This is a genomic window from Pseudomonas sp. S09G 359 (assembly GCF_002843605.1).
In the GTDB taxonomy this organism is placed as follows: Bacteria; Pseudomonadota; Gammaproteobacteria; order Pseudomonadales; family Pseudomonadaceae; genus Aquipseudomonas.
The window spans coordinates 358974-382801 of sequence record NZ_CP025263.1 but is presented as its reverse complement, the minus strand read 5'-3'; the positions used below and the strand labels follow the sequence as shown (position 1 = coordinate 382801).

Below are 23828 nucleotides of genomic sequence, written 5' to 3'. Positions count from 1 at the left end.
AAAATAAAACACAGGCAAAACAGCCAGTTGCGACTTAATGAGAACTGCTTCATAAAATGGCTTACCGTCAGCAGTAACAACCAACCAATTGTGCATAAGCGTTGCGCGTCAAGCCTATAACGCGGCCGCCAAAGGGCTGGCTTTTGCGCTGATCAGCCATTTGCACAACTCGTTGATTTCGTCGCTGGCCAGGCTCTGGGCCACGTTGTCCAACGGGTCCGAGCCAAACGCCAGGGCTTCGCTGATGGACGGATCGCGGTGCACGACCTCCAACAGGTTTTCGCCCAGGCGCAGCTTGAACGCATCGACCATTTCCAGGCTGAACGCCGAATGCTCATCCAGCTGGTTGATCACAAAGTGGCAACGCGGCGGAAAATTGCGCGCAAGGTAAGGCGCCAGCAAGGCATCCATCTGCTCCAGCGTGCCCAGGCACGCGGCATCAGGCTGGACCACCACCAACACCAGGTCAGCTACATTCAATGCCTGATGCAGGTACACGTTATTCCCGGCCGGGGTATCGACGATCACGGTGTGGCGTTCACTCAAACCACAAGAAGACAACTGCTGTGCCAACCACTTGGGCTCACGCGTGAGCCAGCGCCGCAGGTTTTCCTGCTGCTGCATATCGGTATCGCCAAAGGGCATCATCCGGCAGCCGGCGAACCCCGTTTGCAACACCGTTTCCCACTGCCCATTGAGCAGGCTGGTTGGGCCGATACCCGGTAGGTCATGATTCACACCAAAGTGCTGGCGCAGTGCGTTTTGAGGGTCGAGGTCCAACGCCACCACCGACTCGCCCAAACGCTGCAAGCCGCTGCTCAAGGCCGTAACCAGCGTACTGCGGCCAACGCCGCCATTGACGGACACCAGCGCGACCACACTCGGGCGCGGCGCGTTTGCGTCATAGGGCTGGGGTTGTTCGTTGGCACACGGGCCATTGGCGCTGAAGCGCAAACCGTCCGTCACGTTCACGCGGGTGCCATCATCGAAGGGAATGCTGCCGAAAAAGTGCAGCCGCGCGTTGCGCCCTTGCGGGTCGCGGGCAACGCTCTTGCCGAACAGGGCAAACAGATCATCAGTGCGGCTCATGGCCGAGGCTCCTCACGGCGCGGTTAAAGACGTGGGAGGTCGGCAAGAAGCAGGGGGCTTACCGCAAGTCTTTTTGTGTGCGCTTCGTTGACACATTCTGTGTCAGCGACAGTGAAGTGTCATTATTTTGATGAATTTACCGAAGACCTTTCGGACGAGTGGAAAATCGCCAATTTACTGACGACGCATTATTGAAATATGGCCCTAAGTGATTTCATCGTGCCATTGTTTTTTACCCATTATCACCGCACCATTGCCGCACCTTCAATGCTGCAAGCTCTGGAATTCGCAGTGGCGATACGCTTTAAACTCCGTCGAATTCTGCTCGGTTTTGCCATCACGCTGATGATCGGTAGCGGCCTGCCGGGCTATTTGCTTGCCGATTGGGATTTCAGCCAGATCAGCCGCCGCGCCGAGTCGCTTTACGGGCCGTTGGGCGCCGGCCGACAACGCATTGATGCCTGGCAGCAATTGCTGTCGACGCAAAAGCAGATCAGCGAGCTGGAGCAGCTCAAAGTGGTCAACTTGTTCTTCAACCGGCAGTTGCACTACGAGGAAGATATCGACCTGTGGCATGAGGTTGATTACTGGGCGACCCCCATTCAATCCCTGTGGAAGGGCGCAGGCGACTGTGAAGACTATGCCATCGCCAAATACTTCAGCCTGCGCCACCTCGGAATCGCGGCCGACAAACTGCGGATCACCTACGTAAAAGCCCTGCGCCAGAACCGCGCGCACATGGTGCTGACTTACTATGCAAGCCCCGAAGCCATGCCTCTGGTACTCGACAGCCTGATGGACCCGATTCTGCCCGCCAGCCAGCGTACGGACCTGTTGCCCGTGTACGCGTTCAACGGTGAAGGCCTGTGGTTGACTGGCGCGTCAGGCAACAAAAAAGTCGGTGACACCAAGCGTCTGTCACGCTGGCAGGATGTCTTGAAAAAAATGACCGCCGAAGGGTTTCCGGCCAGTCCGGATAATTAACAGGAGCTACGATGTCACTGTTCAAACAATTGCTGATCGCTATTTGTGTGTTTCTCGTGGTCGCCTTCAGCGGTAGCTTCGTGGTCAGCCTGGAAAGCTCGCGTACGCAGTACGTCAACCAGCTGCGCTCGCACGCCCAGGACGCGGCCACCGCGCTGGCGTTGTCGCTGACGCCGAACATCGATGACCCGGCGATGACCGAGCTGATGGTCAGCTCGATCTTTGACAGTGGCTACTACGCCAGCATCCGCGTGATCGACCTGAGCAATGACCAGGTGCTGGTGGAGCGTGCCGCCGAGCCGGATGCCAGTGGTGTACCGGCCTGGTTCGTGAAGATGATCGGCCTGGCACCGGCCGGCGGCGACGCCATCGTCAGCCGAGGCTGGCAGCAGGCGGCGCGGGTCGAGGTGGTCAGCCACCCGATGTTTGCCGTGGCCAAGCTCTGGCAAAGCGCCTTGGGCAGCCTCGGCTGGTTGCTGCTGTGCGGTGCCGCGAGTGCGGTACTTGGGGCATTGTTGCTGCGTCGTCAGCTCAAGCCGCTGGACTACATGGTCGAGCAATCCCATGCGATTGCCCGCCGCGAGTTCCTCAGTTTGCCCGACCTGCCCCGCACCCCGGAATTGCGCCGCGTGGTCCAGGCCATGAACCAGATGGTGGAGAAGCTCAAGGCGCTGTTCCACGAGCAGACCGAACGCAGCGAGAAGCTGCGCGTGGAGTCCTACCAGGACAGCCTGACCGGGCTGGCCAACCGTCGCTATTTCGAGATGCAACTGAGCTCACGCGTCAGCAATCTGGAAGAGGACAGCTCCGGTTACCTGTTGATGTTGCGCATCAATGACCTGGCCGGCCTGAACCAGCGCCTCGGTGGCCAGCGTACCGACCAACTGCTGCAAGCCGTCAGCCAGCAACTGGTGCGCACCTGTGCCAAATACCCGGAAACCCACAACCTGATCACCCGCAGCCGTGGTGGTGAGTTCGCCGTGCTCGCCCCAGGCCTGGTGCGAGACGAAGCCCTGCAACTGGCCCAGGAACTGGAAACCACCTTGCAGAGCCTGTACGAAACCGGCGCCACCGACATGCCCACCGTGGCCTACATCGGCCTGGCCCCCTACCACCCCGGCGACGCCTCGGCAGACCTGTTGATGCTGGCCGACCAGGCCTTGGTGCAAGCAGAAGCCAACAGCGGCCAAAGCTGGGTCTGCCTGGAACACCAGACGCCCGACACCGTCAGCGATGACCCACACAGCTGGCACACCCTGCTCGACAATGCCCTGAACCAGGGCCGCTTCCGCTTGTTCTTCCAGCCAGTGGTCAGCAGCAGCGATACCCAACGGGTGCTGCATTACAAAGTGCTGTCGCGCCTGCTCGACAACCAGGACCAGACCATCGCCGCCGGCCACTTCCTGCCATGGCTGGAACGCTTCGGCTGGACCGCACGCCTTGACCAACTGATGCTCGACCTGGTGATCAAACAACTGGCCCAGCACAACCAGTCCGTGGCCCTGAACCTCTCAGCCGCCACCTTGAACGACCCACAGGCCCTGGAGCGTATCTTCGAGCGCCTGGCCCAGCATCCGGCCCTGGGGTCGCGCCTGTTCCTGGAAATCGGTGAAGAGCAAGTACCCGAGCAAACCCAACTGGAGCTTATGATCCGACGCATGCGCAACCTGGGCTACAGCCTTGGCCTGCAGCGTTTCGGCGGGCGCTTCAGCATGATCGGCAACCTGGCGCACCTGGGCCTGGCCTACCTCAAGATCGACGGCAGCTACATCCGCGCCATCGACCAGGAAAGCCACAAACGCTTCTTTATTGAAGCGATCCAGCGGGCCGCCCACAGCATTGACTTGCCGCTGATTGCCGAGCGCGTGGAAACCGAGGGGGAGTTGCGGGTAATCCGCGAGATGGGTGTAGAAGGGGTGCAAGGCCAACTGGTCGGTGAACCGGCGCCCTGGAAGTAAAACGCTGAACCCTCGTGCCTCCCTTACGCTGATGCCGTGAAGGAGGCGCGCAGGCTCAGATCAAACCCGTTTCGTCGTCATTGATCAGCTCGCTCAACCCACCCAGCGCTGCCCGGGCCTGGGTACGCTCGAGGAACTTGGCCTGTGCCGCCGGCGGCAAGTCGGTGATGCGAATCACGCCCTTGGACGTCAGCACGTGGATCAAGTCGTCCAGCACGCGAATCATCTCAAGGTCGCTGCTCTTGAGCTGCTTGAGGCTGTTTTCGATCTGGTCATCAGCAAACCATGCCTGGATCTCATGATGGTCCGCTGGCAGCGTCTCAGTGGCTTCCGCGTAGGCCTGCGCCTCGACGCGCACCAGTGCGTTATGTTGATCGCGTTGCACGTAGAACATCAGCGTTCTCCCAATAAAAATCCCTGCAGGCGCCGCGCACGGCGCCTACAGAGATTACACGCATTTTCCCGAAGCCGATGCCAATGGGCGCCAATCCCGAAAGATTGACGCCCCAGAGGATCAGTCGTGGTGCTTGACGGTCAGGTCGCCACCGGCGATCAGGTTGGTGATCGCGGTGCTGCCACTGCCCCAGTTCGCGCCATCGACCTTGATGGTGACATCGGCCGTGCCGCCACCGGAGGTCGTGAACGTACCGGTACTGCTCACGCTCAGCGTCGAGTTGCCCGCCGAGTCGGTGGTCAGTTGCAGGTATTTGGACAGGTTGGTGTCGTTATTGCCTTGCAGCAAGTCGGACAGATCCAGCTTGTCGCCTTCACCGTGCTTGAAGTCAGTGATGCGATCAAAGCCGCCGTTGGTATTGGTGTCGCCTTTGAGCCACACAAAGGTGTCGGCACCCGCGCCGCCGGTGAGGATGTCATTGCCCTTGCCGCCCACCAGGATGTCGTTGCCGGCGCCGCCGGAGAGCGTGTCGTTACCGCCCTGGCCGAACAGGATGTCATCGCCGGCATTGCCGATCAGGGTATCGCCGCCATCGCTGGTGCCGTAGATGTTCGACGCGTTGGCCAGCGCACCGACGTCCTGCACATGCTCAGTAATGTACTGATGCAAAGTGCGGTCATCGATCTGATCGACCGTGGTCGCCAGCTTCTCGGCAGCGAATGCCTTGAGTGCCGCGCTGCCTTCCTGGCCTTTGTAGCTGATCAGGTCGCCAAAGATGATGTCGTTGCCCGAACCGCCGTAAACGGAGTCGGCACCGGTATCGGCGGTGTGGCCGGTAATAGTGTCCGCCAGCTTGGCGGTGTCGATCGTGCTGACGGTCTTGTCGGTATCGAAGTACTTCTGCAGCATGTCCTTATCGACGCTGCTGCCCAGGCCGATGGCCTGTACTTCCACCCCACCGGTGACCGCCGTGGTCAACGCCGTGTAGGCAGCCTTGGCGTATTCCAACGCATAATCGGTGCGGCCGGAACTGCTGGCCGCCCCCGCTACGTCGAAACCACCATGACCATCGGACACAACATAACCTTCAAAGGCCTTGTTGCCTGACGAGTCGTACGAGTAGACCTTGCCTTCAGCGTCAACGATGACCCGCGTCTGGCCGTAGACCGTGGCGGTGACCGCAGTGGACTGGCCCAAGGTGTAGGTGTTGCCATTGACCTTGTTGTCAAAGGTAACGTTGGAACCCCACCAACTGCTGGTGTAGCCCAGGCTGATGTTGTCATACGTGGCGTTGTAGACGTTCGGCGCACCGTCGGTAATGAAGTACGTGAGGTTTTTCGCGCTGGTGTTGCTGGTGGCGTCGGTGCTCTTGAACCAGGCCGTTGCGGCGTTGAAAGCATCCTGGTAGTTGGTCAGGTCGGACGCGTTGGAGGACATCGCGTTCAGCACGTTCATCAGCGCAGCCTTCGCTGCAGCCTGGTCCGCCAGGTTGACCGACACCTGCGATTCAACTTTGGTGTCGAAGTCGACCAGCAGCACTTTCACCACACCCGATCCCGTCAGCTTCGCGTTGGCGATCAAGGTATCGAAGATGCTGGAGAGCTGGTTCTTGATCGACGTCATCGCGGAAGACCCGATACTGCCCGAGGTGTCGACGATAAACGCGATGTTGTAGTTGGTGCCCGGCGTGGTGATACCACCTTTGTCGCCAACCACAATGTTGTTCGCCGAACTCGAGCCCAGGTCGACGGTATCCGCCGCCGCACCGCCTTCCGTGACAGGGGTATAGACCTGAGGCTTGACCGTGATGGTGGTGGTCGCCACGTTCGAACTAAGGCTGTTGCCGCTTTCGCTGTCAGTGACGGCGATATCGATGGTGCGATCACCCAGGGCTGGGTATTTGCTGGTGCTGGAGTACTGGAACGACTCAAGCAGCGTCTTGTAGGTCGCCGCGTCCGCCACGCCCGACAGGGTCAGCACGATCTTGCCGCTGACATCGGCCCCGACGCTGGTCACGGTGATGCCTTTGTAGGTGCCACCCACCGATACCAGGCTGGAGGTCAGCACATCGCCCGAACTGGCGTTTTTCAGGGTGATGGTCGCACTTTGCATCTGGGTGCTGTCGACGTCAGCGATGGCCACGCTGCCGGTAATCGCAACACCGTTGGTGCCACGCTCGGTGTACGAGGTGCTGAAGCCAGTGGCGACCGAACCGTCGGCAGTGCTGAGGTCCAGGGTTGGCGCGTCGTTGACCGCAGTGATCACGATGCTGACCTTGCCGGTCGTCACCGCCGAAGCGCCGGTGCTCAACTCTGTGGCGGTGGCTTTCACGGTGATGTCGAAGCTGGCGGTCGAATCCTTGAGCGGCGTGACCGTCAGGGTTTTCAGGTTCCAGGTGCTCACATCATAGAGCGTGCCGCTGCCGTTCGAGGTGATGCTGTGCCCAGTGGTGCCGTCGGTAATCACGGTGCCGGCTGGCAAGCCGCTGATTTCCACCTTGTGCGACTCCGAGCCATCGTTGTCGACAAACGTGGTGGTAATCGGGCTGACCTTGATCGCGGTGTCTTCCAGGCCACGGTTGTAGACGTAGCCGGTGTAATAGCCTTCGCCGTTGACGATATGGCTATCGCCCAGCACCGCACCCGCGGCTTTCAATGCTTCCACGCTGGTGTAAGTCTGCAGGCCGCTGTTGCCCAGGGACATCGACACGCCGTTGTTGATCGACACATTGACGTCGTAGTTGCCCGCGCCTGCCTGGTTGTAGTGGTAGATGTCGAGGGTGTAGTAGCCCGACTCAGTCGGCGTGTAGCTCGACCCGGTAATCGCGCTGCCCTTGCTCCATGTCTCGGTGGCAACCAGCTTGCCGCCCACGGTGATTGCCAGGCTGTCGTCGGCCGTACCAGTGAAGGTGTAGCTCTTGCCGGCTTCCAGGTAGATCAGGCCGGAGACTTTGGTCGCGGTGCCGTCGACCACATTGCTGTTGCTGACGTTGCTTGTTACACCGGTGGAGGCCGCGCTGGCAGCGGTCTTGGCGTCGATCACACGGATCAGGTCGCTGGAATTGACCACACCGTTACCGTTGGTGCCCAGGTCATTGCGCAGAGTGCCGCCGGTCCAGGTTTGAATGACCAGACCTGTCGGCACCGCGCCGAACGCGCCAACCGTCACCACAGGAACGTCCGCCACCGGGTGGATATCCACGGTGATGACCTTGGTGTCGCTGTAGGAATTGCCGTCGGTAGCCTGGAATTTCAGCTGGGTGTAATCGCTCTGCTTGTTGCCCACACCTGTGCCTGCGAAGGTGTTGTCACCCGATTCGTTGGCCGCCGGGGTGTAACGCACAGTGTGGTTGTCGAAATCAGCCTGGCTGAACGACTTGCCGGCCGAGGTAGCGGTTTTCAGGTCACTCGCGGTAAGCGCGACCCACACGCCGTTGACGTTGTACTCGATGGACCCGGCCGGCAGGCTGGTGAACACCACTTTCGGATTTGCGGAGTCCTCATCGCTGACGCCGAAGGTCGCCCAGGTCAATTCGATCGGGGTGTCTTCGTTGCCCTGGATGTAGCCGTTGCTGGCGATTGGCGTGTCGTCAACCAACGTCACGGTCGGCTGGCCGGTGCTGTGTGAGTTGGCGCCGTCAGCGTCGGTCACGGTCAGGTCAATCTTCGGCAACTGATGACCGGAGTTGACGTAATCCGCGCCCTTCTGCGTCAGTACAACGTTAGTGCCGGACAGGCTGTAGTAGCCATCCGCGTTGGTGCCGGTGGTGAAGGTGATCTTCAGTTGGGCGACCGGTGTTTCTTCGTCGCTTGCCGTGAAGGTACCGGCCACAGTGCCGACTTTGGCGGTGTCTTCAACGATCGTGGCAGGCGTGATCGCGATCACTGGCACGTCGTTATGCAGGTTGACGGTCGGTTGCGCTGCGTTATGCGAGTTTAGGCCTTCTGGATCGGTGACGGTCAGGTCAATCTTCGGTAGCTGGTTGCCCGAGTTAACGAAGTCAGCACCTTTTTGCGTCAACACCACGTTGTTGCCGGAGATGCTGTAGTAGCCGTCCGAGTTGGTGGTGCCGGTGAAGGTAATTGTTAGACCCGAGCGCGGGGTTTCTTCATCGGTTGCGGTGAAGGTACCGGCGACCGTGCCCGCTGTAGCCGAGTTCTCTTCGAGCGTGTTAGCCACGACGGAGATCACCGGCACATCGTTGTGCAGATTGACGGTTGGCTGCGCAGCGTTATGCGAGTTCAGACCTTCTGGATCGGTAACGGTCAGGTCGATTTTCGGCAGCTGGTTACCGGCGTTAACGAAGTCCGCGCCCTTCTGGGTCAGCACCACGTTGTTGCCGGAGATGCTGTAGTAGCCATCCGAGTTGGTGGTGCCAGTGAAGGTGATCGTCAGGCCCGAACGCGGGGTCTCTTCATCGGTTGCGGTGAAGGTACCGGCGACGGTGCCCACAGTGGCCGAGTTCTCTTCCAGGGTATTCGCCACGACGGAGATCACCGGCACATCGTTGTGCAGGTTGACGGTTGGCTGCGCTGCGTTATGCGAGTTCAGACCTTCTGGATCGGTGACAGTCAGGTCAATCTTCGGCAGCTGGTTGCCGGCGTTAACGAAGTCCGCGCCTTTCTGGGTCAGCACAACATTGTTGCCGGAGATGCTGTAGTAGCCATCCGAGTTGGTGGTGCCGGTGAAGGTAATTGTCAGGCCCGAACGCGGGGTTTCTTCATCGGTTGCGGTGAAGGTACCGGCGACCGTGCCCGCTGTAGCCGAGTTCTCTTCAAGCGTGTTAGCCACGACGGAGATCACCGGCACATCGTTGTGCAGGTTGACGGTCGGCTGCGCTGCGTTATGCGAGTTCAGACCTTCTGGATCGGTGACGGTCAGATCGATTTTCGGCAGCTGGTTGCCGGCGTTGACGAAGTCAGCGCCTTTCTGGGTCAGCACCACGTTATTGCCGGAGATGCTGTAGTAGCCGGATGCGTTGGTGGTGCCTGTGAAGGTGATGGTCAGGCCCGCACGTGGAGTCTCTTCGTCGGTCGCCGTGAAAGTACCGGCGACGGTGCCTGCAGTAGCCGAGTTTTCTTCCAGGGTGTTAGCCGAAACTGTGATTACCGGCACGTCGTTGTGCAGATTGACGGTTGGCTGCGCTGCGGTATGCGAGTTCAGACCTTCTGGATCGGTGACAGTCAGGTCGATTTTCGGCAGCTGGTTGCCAGCGTTAACGAAGTCCGCGCCTTTCTGGGTCAGCACAACATTGTTGCCGGAGATGCTGTAGTAGCCATCCGAGTTGGTGGTGCCGGTGAAGGTAATTGTCAGGCCCGAACGCGGGGTTTCTTCATCGGTTGCGGTGAAGGTACCGGCGACCGTGCCCGCTGTAGCCGAGTTCTCTTCAAGCGTGTTAGCCACGACGGAGATCACCGGCACATCGTTGTGCAGGTTGACGGTCGGCTGCGCTGCGTTATGCGAGTTCAGACCTTCTGGATCGGTGACGGTCAGATCGATTTTCGGCAGCTGGTTGCCGGCGTTGACGAAGTCAGCGCCTTTCTGGGTCAGCACCACGTTATTGCCGGAGATGCTGTAGTAGCCGGATGCGTTGGTGGTGCCTGTGAAAGAGATGGTCAGACCCGAACGCGGGGTCTCTTCATCGGTTGCGGTGAAGGTACCGGCGACGGTGCCCACAGTGGCCGAGTTCTCTTCCAGAGTATTCGCCACGACGGAGATCACCGGCACATCGTTGTGCAGGTTGACGGTCGGCTGCGCTGCGTTATGCGAGTTCAGACCTTCTGGATCGGTGACAGTCAGGTCAATCTTCGGCAGCTGGTTGCCGGCGTTAACGAAGTCCGCGCCCTTCTGGGTCAAGACCACGTTGTTGCCGGAGATGCTGTAGTAGCCGTCCGAGTTGGTGGTGCCAGTGAAGGTGATCGTCAGACCCGCACGTGGGGTCTCTTCGTCGGTCGCGGTGAAGGTACCGGCGACGGTGCCTGCAGTAGCCGAGTTCTCTTCCAGGGTGTTAGCCGAAACTGTGATTACCGGCACGTCGTTATGCAGGTTAACGGTCGGCTGCGCTGCGTTATGCGAGTTTAGGCCTTCTGGATCGGTGACGGTCAGGTCGATTTTCGGCAGCTGGTTGCCGGCGTTGACGAAGTCCGCGCCTTTCTGGGTCAGCACCACGTTGTTGCCGGAGATGCTGTAGTAGCCGGATGCGTTGGTGGTGCCTGTGAAAGAGATGGTCAGACCCGAACGCGGGGTCTCTTCATCGGTTGCGGTGAAGGTACCGGCGACGGTGCCCACAGTGGCCGAGTTCTCTTCCAGAGTATTCGCCACGACGGAGATCACCGGCACATCGTTGTGCAGGTTGACGGTCGGCTGCGCTGCGTTATGCGAGTTCAGACCTTCTGGATCGGTGACAGTCAGGTCAATCTTCGGCAGCTGGTTGCCGGCGTTAACGAAGTCCGCGCCCTTCTGGGTCAAGACCACGTTGTTGCCGGAGATGCTGTAGTAGCCGTCCGAGTTGGTGGTGCCAGTGAAGGTGATCGTCAGACCCGCACGTGGGGTCTCTTCGTCGGTCGCGGTGAAGGTACCGGCGACGGTGCCTGCAGTAGCCGAGTTCTCTTCCAGGGTGTTAGCCGAAACTGTGATTACCGGCACGTCGTTATGCAGGTTAACGGTCGGCTGCGCTGCGTTATGCGAGTTCAGACCTTCTGGATCGGTGACGGTCAGGTCGATTTTCGGCAGCTGGTTGCCGGCGTTGACGAAGTCCGCGCCCTTCTGGGTCAAGACCACGTTGTTGCCGGAGATGCTGTAGTAGCCGGATGCGTTGGTGGTGCCTGTGAAAGAGATGGTCAGACCCGAACGCGGGGTCTCTTCATCGGTTGCGGTGAAGGTACCGGCGACGGTGCCCACAGTGGCCGAGTTCTCTTCCAGAGTATTCGCCACGACGGAGATCACCGGCACATCGTTGTGCAGGTTGACGGTCGGCTGCGCTGCGTTATGCGAGTTCAGACCTTCTGGATCGGTGACAGTCAGGTCAATCTTCGGCAGCTGGTTGCCGGCGTTAACGAAGTCCGCGCCCTTCTGGGTCAGCACAACGTTGTTGCCGTCGATGCTGTAGTAGCCGTCGGCGTTGGTGGTGCCAGTGAAGGAAATCGTCAGACCTTCGCGCGGCGTTTCTTCATCGGTCGCAGTGAAGGTCCCGGCAACAGTACCTACTGCGGCGGAGTTTTCTTCAATCGTGGCCGGAGCGACTTCAATTACCGGCACATCGTTGTGCAGGTTAACGGTCGGCTGGCCTTCGCCATTCGAGCTTGCGCCCGATGGATCGGTAACAGTCAGGTCAATCTTAGGTAGTTGATTACCAGCGTTAACGAAGTCCGCGCCTTTCTGAGTCAGCACAACGTTGTTGCCGGAGATGCTGTAGTAGCCATCTGCGTTGCTGTTGCCTGTGAAGGAGATGGTCAGACCCGAACGCGGAGTTTCCTCATCGGTCGCAGTGAAGGTCCCGGCAACAGTACCTACTGCGGCGGAGTTTTCTTCAATCGTGGCCGGAGCGACTTCAATTACCGGCACATCGTTGTGCAGGTTAACGGTCGGCTGGCCTTCGCCATTGGAGCTTGCGCCCGATGGATCGGTAACGGTCAGGTCGATCTTCGGCAGCTGATTACCGGCGTTAACAAAGTCAGCACCTTTTTGCGTCAGCACCACGTTGTTGCCGGAGATGCTGTAGTAGCCGTCTGCGTTGGTGGTACCGGTGAAGGTGATGGTCAGGCCCGAGCGCGGCGTTTCTTCGTCGGTCGCGGTGAAAGTACCGGCAACAGTACCTACTGCGGCAGAGTTTTCTTCAATCGTTGCCGGAGCGACTTCAATTACCGGCACATCGTTATGCAGATTAACGGTCGGCTGGCCGGAACCATTGGAGTTCGCGCCCGATGGATCGGTAACAGTCAGGTCGATCTTAGGCAGTTGATTACCAGCGTTAACAAAGTCAGCACCCTTCTGAGTCAGCACAACATTGTTGCCGTCGATGGCGTAGTAGCCGTCAGCGTTGCTGGTGCCAGTGAAGGAAACGGTCAGACCTTCGCGTGGCGTCTCTTCATCGGTCGCGGTAAAGGTCCCGGCAACAGTACCTACTGCTGCGGAGTTTTCTTCAATCGTGGCCGGAGCGACGTCAATTACTGGCACATCGTTATGCAGATTAACGGTCGGCTGGCCGGAACCATTGGAGTTCGCGCCCGATGGATCGGTAACAGTCAGATCAATCTTCGGCAGCTGGTTACCAGCGTTAACAAAGTCAGCACCCTTCTGAGTCAGCACAACATTGTTGCCGTCGATGGCGTAGTAACCATCAGCGTTGCTGGTGCCAGTGAAGGAAACGGTCAGACCTTCGCGTGGCGTCTCTTCATCGGTCGCAGTGAAAGTACCGGCAACAGTACCTACTGCGGCAGAGTTTTCTTCAATCGTAGCCGGAGTAACTTCAACCACCGGCACGTCATTAACCAACGTCACATCCGGCGTAGCAGCAGCGTGCGAGCTGCCCTTATCGGCATCCGTCACGGTCAAATCAATCGCAGGCAGTTTGTTACCCGCGTTGACGAAGTTCGCGCCCGCCAGGGTCAGCACCACGGCGTTGCCGACGAGGGTGTAGTAGCCATTTTTGTTGCTGTCGCCGGTGAAGGTGACTTTCAGATCGGCAACCGGGGTTTCAACATCGCTGACGGTAAAGTGACCGGCAACGGTGCCTTCAGCCACGGAGCCTTCTACCAGGGCGTTGGCCACGATATCGATGACTGGCAGGTCGTTGACCGAAATCACATTGATCGGCAGCGTGATCGACTCGGACTTAGGCGCCGCATCACCATCCTGCGCAGTGGCGGTAACGGTGAGGTTCACCAGGCCGTAGGCGTTGGGCACCGGGTTGTAGACCAGCGTGGCTTTGCTCCAGTCGCTGATGTCGATGCTTTGGGTATTAGCCGAGGCAGTGAAGGTGTGGCCCGCGCCATCAGAAATGGTCGCGCCTTGCGGAATACCGCTGATTACCAGCTTGAGCGTCTCGGAACCATCCTTGTCGGTGGCGTAGGCGTCGATGGCGGACAACTTGATCGCGTGGTCTTCCAGGCCAGTGTTCAATACCTGGGTGACGCTGATGTTGTCCAGCACGCCGCCCAGGGAGTTGTTGGCTTCGCCAGCCGGGGCTTTGAATTCGAGTTTGGCGTCACCGTCAGCAGTCACCGGCACCACGAAGGTGTAGGTCTTCATGCCAACGACGGTGGTATCCAGGGTGCCGACTTTGACGCCGCCCCAGAATACATCGATGACCGAGTTGTTCTCGGCGCCGGCACGCGGCGAGTAATCGACCGAGATGGAGTACGCGGTACCGCTTTCAGCCTTGATGATGGTGTACAGGCTGGAGTCGTCGCCGGTATTTTTCTCGAGCTCGATGACCTGGCTGTTGCCCGGGGTCTCGACGCCATAAATGCTGCTCTGGCCGATTTCGACTTGGCCGTCGCTGTTACCGGTCAGCCATGGGGTGCCCGGAGTGGCGCCGTTGCCGGCGGCGTTGTTGGCATCACCAACGGCAACCGTGCTCCACGAACCGTTGAGGTGTGCGCTGTCGAAGTTGATCGCGCTGACGACGCCACCGCCGAGCAGGCCCAGGTGCGGGGTATCGGTGACCGGGGCGATGGTCACTGGCGCAGTGGTTTCGACGCTGGCTTTACCGGCATTGTCGACCGCAGTGAAGGTGAGCGCGGTATTGCCGCTCCAGTCTGCGGTTGGTGAGAAGTAGACCGATGCCTTACCGTCAGCGCCTGCAGGCACCGAGTCACCGACTTTGAGCTCGGTGGTCAGGTTGGCATCGCTGTACAGCTTGCCGTTTTCCGGCAGGGAGGTGATGACGAACTTGGCGACGCTGCCGTCCACATCGGCGCCGCTCAGGACGATCGTGGCCGCATGGTCTTCGTCAGCGCCGGCAGTGCTCGCGGTTGCCGTCGGTGCATCGTTGAACAGCTCGACGGTGACCTTGCCAGTGGCGGTACCGGTTTCCGGTTGCTCACGGGCGAGGTTGCCGCCGCCGATGTCGGTGACGTCGATGGTCACAGTACGATCAGTACCGACCGGGTTGTTGCCCGGGGCCTGGAAGGTGATTGCCTCAACCAGCTTGATGAAGTCGGCGGCACTGCTGCCGGCTGCCGAGTTGCTGGTCAGGGTGTAGATGACCTTGCCATCGGCGGCGCTGCCGCTTTCGGTGATGGTGATACCCGCAACGGCGAGTGCCTTAAGCACATCGGCGTTGCTGAGCAGGTCGCCGGACACCAGGTGATCAACGGTGACCACGACCTTGCTGAAGGTTTTGTTGTCGACGTCGGTGATGCTCAGGTTTTCAACCAGTGCCACCGCACCTTTTTGCTCGACAAACTTAGTGCTGTCGAAACTGATAACCGGTACATCGTTGACCGGCACCACGTAGACCACGGAAGTCACCGGCGCCGAATCCGCCTGGCCGTCGTTCACGGTGATGGTCAGGTTACGGTTGGCCGGGCTTGGGTCTTCGCTTTCGCTGGCGAAGTGCACCGAGCGCAGGACTTCCTGGTACTCAGCTTTGGTCGCTTCACCGGACAGGGTCAGTACGCCGGTGTTCTTGTCATAGCTGACGGTGATTTTGGTGTTGCTGACATCCGCGATCAGCACGTCATCGGTCAAGTGGTTGACCAGCGTGACCTTGGCGCTTTGCAACGTGCTGTTGTCGACGTCGGTGATGGTCAGGTTCGCCGCGACGTAGCCGCCTGGCTTGCCTTCGATGTAGGTGTCGCCAAACGCGTTGGTCGAACCGTTGCCCAGTACCGGCGCGTCGTTGACCGCGGTGACCACGACGCTGATCTTGCCGGTCGTGACTTCTTCAACACCGGTGCTCAATTCTTTGGCCGTAGCCTTCACGGTCAAGTCGAAACTGGCCGTCGAGTCCTTGAACGGCGTAACCGTCAGGGTGCTCAGGTTCCAGGTGCTCACGTCATACAGCGTGTTCGCGCCGGTCGAGGTGATGCTATGGCCGGTAGTGCCGTCGGTGAGCACCGTGCCTTCCGGCAAGCCGCTGATTTCCACCTTGTGGGATTCCGAGCCGTCGGCGTCGACAAAGGTGGCGGTAATCGGCGCGATCTTGATCGCGGTGTCTTCCAGGCCGTGGTTGTAGACGTTGCCGGTGTAATAGCCTTCGCCATTCACCACGTGGCTGTCGCCCAGCACCATGCCAGCAGCTTCCAACGCGGCTGCACTGGTGTAGGTCTGCAGGCCGCTGTTACCCAGCGACACCGACGGACCGTTGTTGATCGACACATTGACGTCGTAGTTGCCCGGGCCGTTCTGGTTGTAGTGGTAGATGTCGAGGGTGTAGTAACCCGACTCGGTCGGCGTGTAGGACGACCCGCTGATCCCGCTGCCCTGGCTCCAGGTTTCGGAAGCGACCAGCTTGCCGCCCACGGTGATTGCCAGGCTGTCGTCGGCCGAACCGGTGAAGGTGTAGCTCTTGCCGGCTTCCAGGTAAACCAGACCGGACACTTTGGTCGCGGTGCCTTCGGCCACATTGCCGTTGCTCACATTGCTGGTGACGCCCGTGGAGGCGGCGCTGTCAGCGGTTTGGGCGTTGATCACCTTGATCAGAGTGCTGGACTGGCTGACGCCTTGGCCGTTGGTGCCCAACTCACCCGGCAGGTTGCTGCCAGTCCAGGTTTGAATGGTCAGACCGGTTGGCACTTGGCCGATGGTCAGCACCGGCACATCCGTCACCGGATGAATATCCACGGTGATGGTTTTGGTGTCGCTGTAGGAGTTGCCGTCGGTGGCTTGGAACTTCAGCTCGGTGTAATCACCTTGCTTGTTGCCCACACCGGTGCCGCCGAAGCTGTTGTCACCCGATTCGTTGTCTGCCGGGCTGTAACGCACGTTGTGGCCATCGAAATCAGCCTGGGTGAAGACCTTGCCCGACGAGGTGTCGGTTTTCAGATCGGCCGTGGTGAGCTTGACCCACTCGCCGTCGACTTTGTATTCGATCGAACCGGCAGGCAGGCTGGTGAACACCACACCTGGGTTAGCGGAGTCTTCATCCTGAACACCGAACGTCGCCCAGGTCAGTTCGATCGGGGTGTCTTCGTCGCCCGAGATGTGGTTATCGATGGCGGTTGGGGTGTCGTCAACCAGGTTAACGGTCGGCTGGCCTTCGCCATTGGAGCTTGCGCCCTGAGGGTCGGTGACGGTCAGGTCGATTTTTGGCAGTTGGTTGCCGGCGTTGACGTAGTCGGCGCCTTTCTGGGTCAGCAAGATGTTGTTGCCGGAGATGCTGTAGTAGCCATCGGCGTTGCTGGTGCCGGTGAAGGAGATGGCCAGGCCTTCGCGTGGGGTTTCTTCGTCGGTCGCGGTGAAAGTACCGGCGACGGTGCCGACTGCGGCGGAGTTTTCTTCCAGGGTGTTGGCAACGACTTCAATCACTGGCACGTCGTTGTGCAGGTTGACGGTCGGTTGGTCACTGTTGCTGGAGTTGGCGCCCTGAGGGTCGGTGACGGTCAGGTCGATTTTTGGCAGTTGGTTGCCGGCGTTAACGTAGTCGGCGCCTTTCTGGGTCAGCACGACGTTGTTGCCGTCGATGGCGTAGTAGCCGTCGGCGTTGCTGGTGCCCGTAAAGGAGATCGTCAGGCCTTCGCGCGGGGTTTCTTCGTCGGTCGCGGTGAAGGTGCCGGCGATGGTGCCGACTGCGGCGGAGTTTTCCTCCAGGGTGTTGGCCGCAACAGTGATTACCGGCACGTCGTTATGCAAGTTGACGGTCGGTTGGCCGCTGTTGCTGGAGTTGGCGCCCTGAGGATCGGTGACGGTCAGATCGATCTTTGGCAGTTGGTTGCCGGCGTTAACGTAGTCGGCGCCTTTCTGGGTCAGCACGACGTTGTTGCCGTCGATGGCGTAGTAGCCGTCGGCGTTGCTGGTGCCCGTAAAGGAGATCGTCAGGCCTTCGCGCGGGGTTTCTTCGTCGGTCGCGGTGAAGGTGCCGGCGATGGTGCCGACTGCGGCGGAGTTTTCTTCGATCGTGGCCGGAGCGACGTCAATTACCGGCACATCGTTGTGCAGATTAACGGTCGGCTGACCTTCACCATTGGAACTTGCGCCCGATGGATCAGTAACAGTCAGGTCGATCTTCGGCAGCTGGTTGCCGGCGTTAACAAAGTCCGCGCCTTTCTGGGTCAGCACGACGTTGTTGCCGTCGATGGCGTAGTAACCATCCGTATTGCTGGTGCCCGTGAAGGAGATCGTCAGACCTTCGCGCGGTGTTTCTTCATCGGTCGCGGTGAAAGTACCGGCGACGGTGCCGACTACGGCGGAGTTTTCTTCAATCGTGGCCGGAGCGACGTCAATTACCGGCACATCGTTGTGCAGATTAACGGTCGGCTGACCTTCACCATTGGAGCTTGCGCCCGATGGATCAGTAACAGTCAGGTCGATCTTCGGCAGTTGATTGCCAGCGTTAACGAAGTCAGCACCTTTCTGGGTCAGCACAACGTTGTTGCCGTCGATGGCGTAGTAGCCATCGGCGTTGCTGGTGCCAGTGAAGGAGATGGTCAGGCCTTCGCGCGGGGTCTCTTCGTCGGTCGCGGTGAAGGTCCCGGCGACGGTGCCAACTGCTGCGGAGTTTTCTTCGATCGTGGCCGGAGCAACTTCAATCACCGGCACATCGTTGTGCAGGTTGACGGTCGGTTGGCCACTGTTACTGGAGTTGGCGCCCTGAGGATCGGTGACCGTCAGGTCGATCTTTGGCAGTTGGTTGCCGGCGTTGACGTAGTCCGCGCCTTTCTGGGTCAGCACGACGTTGTTGCCGTCGATGGCGTAGTAGCCGTCGGCGTTGCTGGTGCCCGTGAAGGAGATGGTCAGGCCTTCGCGAGGGGTTTCTTCGTCGGTCGCGGTGAAGGTACCGGCGACGGTGCCCACAGCGGCCGAGTTTTCTTCGATCGTGGCCGGAGCAACTTCAATTACCGGCACATCGTTGTGCAGGTTAACGGTCGGTTGGCCCTCGCCATTGGAGCTTGCGCCCTGAGGATCGGTAACGGTCAGGTCGATTTTTGGCAGTTGGTTGCCAGCGTTAACGAAGTCCGCGCCTTTCTGGGTCAGCACAACGTTGTTGCCGTCGATGCTGTAGTAGCCGTCAGCGTTGCTGGTGCCCGTGAAGGAAATCGTCAGACCTTCGCGTGGGGTCTCTTCGTCGGTCGCCGTGAAGGTACCGGCAACGGTGCCTACGGCGGCGGAGTTTTCTTCGATCGTGGCCGGAGCAACTTCAATCACCGGCACATCGTTGTGCAGGTTGACGGTCGGTTGGCCACTGTTGCTCGAGTTCGCGCCCTGAGGATCGGTAACGGTCAGGTCGATTTTTGGCAGTTGGTTGCCAGCGTTAACAAAGTCAGCACCCTTCTGGGTCAAAACTACATTGTTGCCGTCGATGCTGTAGTAGCCGTCAGCGTTGCTGGTGCCCGTGAAGGAGATCGTCAGACCTTCGCGCGGGGTCTCTTCATCGGTCGCGGTGAAAGTACCGGCGACGGTGCCGACTGCCGCGGAGTTTTCTTCGATCGTGGCCGGAGCAACTTCAATCACTGGCACGTCGTTGTGCAGGTTGACAGTCGGTTGGCCTTCGCCATTGGAGCTTGCGCCCGATGGATCAGTAACAGTCAGGTCGATCTTCGGCAGCTGGTTGCCGGCGTTAACAAAGTCCGCGCCCTTCTGAGTCAGCACAACATTGTTGCCGTCGATGGCGTAGTAGCCGTCGGCGTTGCTGGTGCCAGTGAAGGAGATAGTCAGGCCTTCGCGCGGGGTCTCTTCGTCGGTCGCGGTGAAGGTCCCGGCGACGGTGCCAACTGCTGCGGAGTTTTCTTCGATCGTGGCCGGAGCAACTTCAATCACCGGCACATCGTTGTGCAGGTTGACGGTCGGTTGGCCACTGTTACTGGAGTTGGCGCCCTGAGGATCGGTGACGGTCAGGTCGATCTTTGGCAGTTGGTTGCCGGCGTTGACGTAGTCCGCGCCTTTCTGGGTCAGCACGACGTTGTTGCCGTCGATGGCGTAGTAGCCGTCGGCGTTGCTGGTGCCCGTGAAGGAGATGGTCAGGCCTTCGCGAGGGGTTTCTTCGTCGGTCGCGGTGAAGGTACCGGCGACGGTGCCCACAGCGGCCGAGTTTTCTTCGATCGTGGCCGGAGCAACTTCAATTACCGGCACATCGTTGTGCAGGTTAACGGTCGGTTGGCCCTCGCCATTGGAGCTTGCGCCCTGAGGATCGGTAACGGTCAGGTCGATTTTTGGCAGTTGGTTGCCAGCGTTAACGAAGTCCGCGCCTTTCTGGGTCAGCACAACGTTGTTGCCGTCGATGCTGTAGTAGCCGTCAGCGTTGCTGGTGCCCGTGAAGGAAATCGTCAGACCTTCGCGCGGGGTCTCTTCATCGGTCGCGGTGAAAGTACCGGCGACGGTGCCGACTGCCGCGGAGTTTTCTTCGATCGTGGCCGGAGCAACTTCAATCACTGGCACGTCGTTGTGCAGGTTGACAGTCGGTTGGCCTTCGCCATTGGAGCTTGCGCCCGATGGATCGGTCACAGTCAGGTCGATCTTAGGCAGTTGATTACCGGCGTTAACAAAGTCCGCGCCCTTCTGAGTCAGCACAACATTGTTGCCGTCGATGGCGTAGTAACCATCGGCGTTGCTGGTGCCAGTGAAGGAGATGGTCAGGCCTTCGCGAGGGGTTTCTTCGTCGGTCGCGGTGAAGGTACCGGCAACGGTGCCGACTGCGGCAGAGTTTTCTTCGATCGTGGCCGGAGCGACGTCAATTACCGGCACATCGTTATGCAGGTTAACGGTCGGCTGGCCTTCGCCATTGGAGCTTGCGCCCGATGGATCGGTCACAGTCAGGTCGATTTTTGGCAGTTGGTTGCCGGCGTTAACAAAGTCCGCGCCTTTCTGAGTAAGCACAACGTTGTTGCCGTCGATGGCGTAGTAACCATCAGCATTGCTGGTGCCAGTGAAGGAGATAGTCAGGCCTTCACGTGGGGTTTCTTCGTCAGTCGCGGTAAAGGTACCGGCGACGGTGCCAACTGCTGCGGAGTTTTCTTCCAGGGTATTGGCAACGACCTCAATCACTGGCACGTCGTTGTGCAGGTTGACAGTCGGTTGGCCTTCGCCATTGGAGCTTGCGCCCGATGGATCAGTAACAGTCAGGTCGATCTTCGGCAGCTGGTTGCCGGCGTTAACAAAGTCCGCGCCCTTTTGAGTCAGCACAACATTGTTGCCGTCGATGGCGTAGTAGCCGTCGGCGTTGCTGGTGCCCGTGAAGGAGATGGTCAGGCCTTCGCGAGGGGTTTCTTCGTCGGTCGCGGTGAAAGTGCCGGCGACGGTGCCTACGGCGGCGGAGTTTTCTTCGATCGTGGCCGGAGCAACTTCAATTACCGGCACATCGTTGTGCAGGTTAACGGTCGGTTGGCCTTCGCCATTGGAGCTTGCGCCCTGAGGGTCGGTGACGGTCAGGTCGATTTTTGGCAGTTGGTTGCCAGCGTTAACAAAGTCAGCACCCTTCTGGGTCAACACAACGTTATTGCCGTCGATGGCGTAGTAACCATCGGCGTTGGTGGTACCAGTGAAGGAGATCGTCAAACCTTCGCGTGGCGTTTCTTCGTCGGTAGCGGTGAAAGTACCAGCAACGGTGCCGACTGCGGCGGAGTTTTCTTCCAGAGTGTTGGCAACGACTTCAATCACTGGCACGTCGTTGTGCAGGTTGACGGTCGGCTGGCCACTATTGCTGGAGTTCGCGCCCTGAGGGTCGGTAACGGTCAGGTCGATTTTCGGCAGTTGATTGCCGGCGTTAACGAAGTCCGCGCCTTTCTGGGTCAGTACAACGTTGTTGCCGTCGATGCTGTAGTAGCCGTCAGCGTTGCTGGTGCCCGTGAAGGAAATCGTCAGACCTTCGCGCGGGGTTTCTTCGTCGGTCGCGGTGAAAGTACCGGCGACGGTGCCGACTGCAGCGGAGTTTTCTTCCAGGGTGTTGGCAACGACTTCAATCACTGGCACGTCGTTGTGCAGGTTGACGGTCGGTTGGCCTTCGGCAGTGGAATTGGCGCCCGATGGATCGGTAACAGTCAGGTCGATCTTCGGCAGTTGGTTGCCAGCGTTAACGAAGTCCGCGCCTTTCTGGGTCAGCACGACGTTGTTGCCATCGATGGCGTAGTAGCCGTCAGCGTTGCTGGTGCCCGTGAAAGAGATGGTCAGGCCTTCGCGCGGGGTTTCTTCGTCGGTCGCGGTGAAAGTACCGGCGACGGTGCCGACTGCAGCGGAGTTTTCTTCCAGGGTGTTGGCAACGACTTCAATCACTGGCACGTCGTTGTGCAGGTTGACGGTCGGCTGGCCTTCGCCAGTGGAGTTCGCACCCTGAGGGTCAGTAACGGTCAGGTCGATCTTCGGCAGCTGGTTGCCAGCGTTAACAAAGTCCGCGCCCTTCTGGGTCAGCACAACGTTGTTGCCGTCGATGGCGTAGTAGCCATCAGCGTTGCTGGTACCAGTGAAAGAAATCGTCAGACCTTCGCGCGGCGTTTCTTCGTCGGTCGCGGTGAAGGTACCGGCAACGGTGCCGACTGCGGCAGAGTTTTCTTCAATCGTGGCCGGAGCAACCTCAATCACCGGCACGTCATTCTGCAAGGTCACGGTCGGTTGACCAGTGCCATTGGAGTGCTCGCCCACCGGGTCAGTAACCGTCAGGTCGATTTTCGGCAGCTGGTTGCCAGCGTTAACAAAGTCAGCACCCTTCTGTGTCAACACAACGTTATTGCCGTCGATGGCGTAGTAGCCGTCGGCGTTGCTGTTGCCCGTGAAAGCAATGGTCAGGCCTTCACGTGGCGTTTCCGCATCAGTGGCAGTAAACGTGCCGGCGACTGTACCCACCGTTGCGGAGTTTTCATTGATGGTGGCCGGCGCGATGCTGATCACCGGCACATCGTTAACCGGTGTCACCGTCACATTCAGCGTGCTGCTCGAGCCGGTGTTGGTGGTGTAGCCAATCGTTGGCACCTCACCGTTGTAATCCTTGACCGGCGTAAAGGTGTACGCACCATCCGCCCCGATGGTGATGGTGCCAACCCCGTCGATCGTGGCGGTATCACCGGCTTTATAGCTGGTATTACCCACTTTGAAGGTCGCAACCGCCAACTCGTTGTCGATATCGCTGTCATTGCTCAACACATTGCCAGTCGCGAGGCTATCTTCGGCGATCGTGTTGGTATCAGCCACCAAAACACTAGGATCATCCACAGCGACGACTGTAGAAGTGGCCGCCGCTGGATTGATCGCCAGGTTCTCGTAGTTGCCGCCGGTCGCGCTGGTGATGGTGGCGCTGACGCTGAGGTCTTTGCCATCGGCCAGGTTGGCGGGCGTGTCGACCGTGACCGTGCCGGTGGTTTTACCAGCCTCGATGGTGATGGTCTTGTCGTTGGACAGCTTGATCACTACGTCGGTCTGCGCGGCGTTGGTCACGGTCGCGGTATAGACGATCTGGCCGCCTTCATTTACCGATGCGGTGGCGGTCAGCGTGACGGTAGTGGTGTCGATGGTGTCAGCGATCTGCGTAACAGCCGGCGCCGGGTCGGTGGTGATGATCAGGTTGCCGCCGCCGGAAGTGCCGGCAATGGTGGCGGAGATCGACGAGGCGTCCAGGTAAGGCGTGTCATTCCCGGCGAAAGTGACGTTCAGCACGCCCGACGTCTGGCCGGCGGCGATCACCACGGAGAGGCCGTTGGACAGGGTGACGGTCAGGTCGCTGGTCGGTGCCTGGGTAATGAATACGGTGTAAACGACGACGCCGCCAGCTTCGGTAATGCTCGGCGTAGCGGTCAGGGTAATGGTGACGTTACGTGGGTCGACGCCGTTATTGTCGGCGCCGGTATCGAGGGTGGTAACGGCATCAGCAGCATTCAGGCCGGTAGTCGGGTAACCAATGGTGGGGTCAACCACACCTGCGGTGGCCTCCAGCACGATAAAGCTGTGGCTGCCGCCCGCACCGCCTTCTGAACCCGCGGCGGTTTGGCCGGCAGCGGTGGCTTCGAGGTCTTGGGTCGGGTCGGCGCCCGCAGCGATGGCTTGCTGCAGTTCGGCAACGGACGGTGCGGCCTGGGCAGTTGCGGCGCTGAGGTCGGTGACGGAATCAGGAGCGTTTGCGCTCCACTGAGTGTCACGTCCCAGGTCGATGGTGCGGCCGTCAGCCAATTCCAGAGAGACAGCGCCCGATGCGCCGGTATCGACTTGCTCACCCGCGAACAGGCGATCCCCTTCTACAAGCAGGCGACGAATCCCTTCCGGGGAAACCGCGAACACTTGACCGACAATGCTTTTGACGACCGCAACGCTGCTCATAAAAG

General features: G+C 59.6%; 5 protein-coding genes. 2 read left to right on the top strand and 3 right to left on the bottom strand.

The window, feature by feature from the left end; genetic code table 11:
- Nucleotides 1–114 precede the first annotated feature (114 nt).
- On the bottom strand, nucleotides 115–1089 hold the full coding sequence (gene bcsQ, locus CXQ82_RS01625) for a cellulose biosynthesis protein BcsQ (protein ID WP_101265548.1): 975 nt from the start codon (nucleotides 1087–1089) through the stop codon (nucleotides 115–117).
- A 267-nt stretch (nucleotides 1090–1356) separates the two neighbouring features.
- Between bcsQ and lapG the strand changes: the two genes are divergently transcribed.
- On the top strand, nucleotides 1357–2073 hold the full coding sequence (gene lapG / locus CXQ82_RS01620; RefSeq protein ID WP_101273708.1) for a cysteine protease LapG: 717 nt from the start codon (nucleotides 1357–1359) through the stop codon (nucleotides 2071–2073).
- 11 nt (nucleotides 2074–2084) lie between these two features.
- Nucleotides 2085–4031, top strand: a complete 1947-nt coding sequence (gene lapD, locus CXQ82_RS01615; RefSeq protein WP_101265546.1) for a cyclic di-GMP receptor LapD — start codon at nucleotides 2085–2087, stop codon at nucleotides 4029–4031.
- Between the two features lie 55 nt (nucleotides 4032–4086).
- Here lapD and CXQ82_RS01610 read toward each other — a convergent pair whose 3' ends face one another.
- Nucleotides 4087–4425, bottom strand: coding sequence for a tryptophan synthase subunit beta (locus CXQ82_RS01610; protein ID WP_101265544.1), 339 nt, complete (start codon nucleotides 4423–4425; stop codon nucleotides 4087–4089).
- A gap of 120 nt (nucleotides 4426–4545) precedes the next feature.
- Nucleotides 4546–23823 (bottom strand): retention module-containing protein, encoded by a 19278-nt coding sequence (locus CXQ82_RS01605; protein WP_101265542.1) that lies wholly within the window; start codon nucleotides 23821–23823, stop codon nucleotides 4546–4548.
- Between the last annotated feature and the right edge of the window lie 5 nt (nucleotides 23824–23828).

What these genes read in the sequence shown, in the direction of transcription:
- bcsQ (WP_101265548.1), bottom strand. Translation starts at nt 1,089, where the DNA reads ATGAGCCGCACTGATGATCTGTTTGCCCTGTTCGGCAAGAGCGTTGCC.
- CXQ82_RS01605 (WP_101265542.1), bottom strand. Translation starts at nt 23,823, where the DNA reads ATGAGCAGCGTTGCGGTCGTCAAAAGCATTGTCGGTCAAGTGTTCGCG.
- lapG (WP_101273708.1), top strand. Translation starts at nt 1,357, where the DNA reads ATGCTGCAAGCTCTGGAATTCGCAGTGGCGATACGCTTTAAACTCCGT.
- lapD (WP_101265546.1), top strand. Translation starts at nt 2,085, where the DNA reads ATGTCACTGTTCAAACAATTGCTGATCGCTATTTGTGTGTTTCTCGTG.
- CXQ82_RS01610 (WP_101265544.1), bottom strand. Translation starts at nt 4,425, where the DNA reads ATGTTCTACGTGCAACGCGATCAACATAACGCACTGGTGCGCGTCGAG.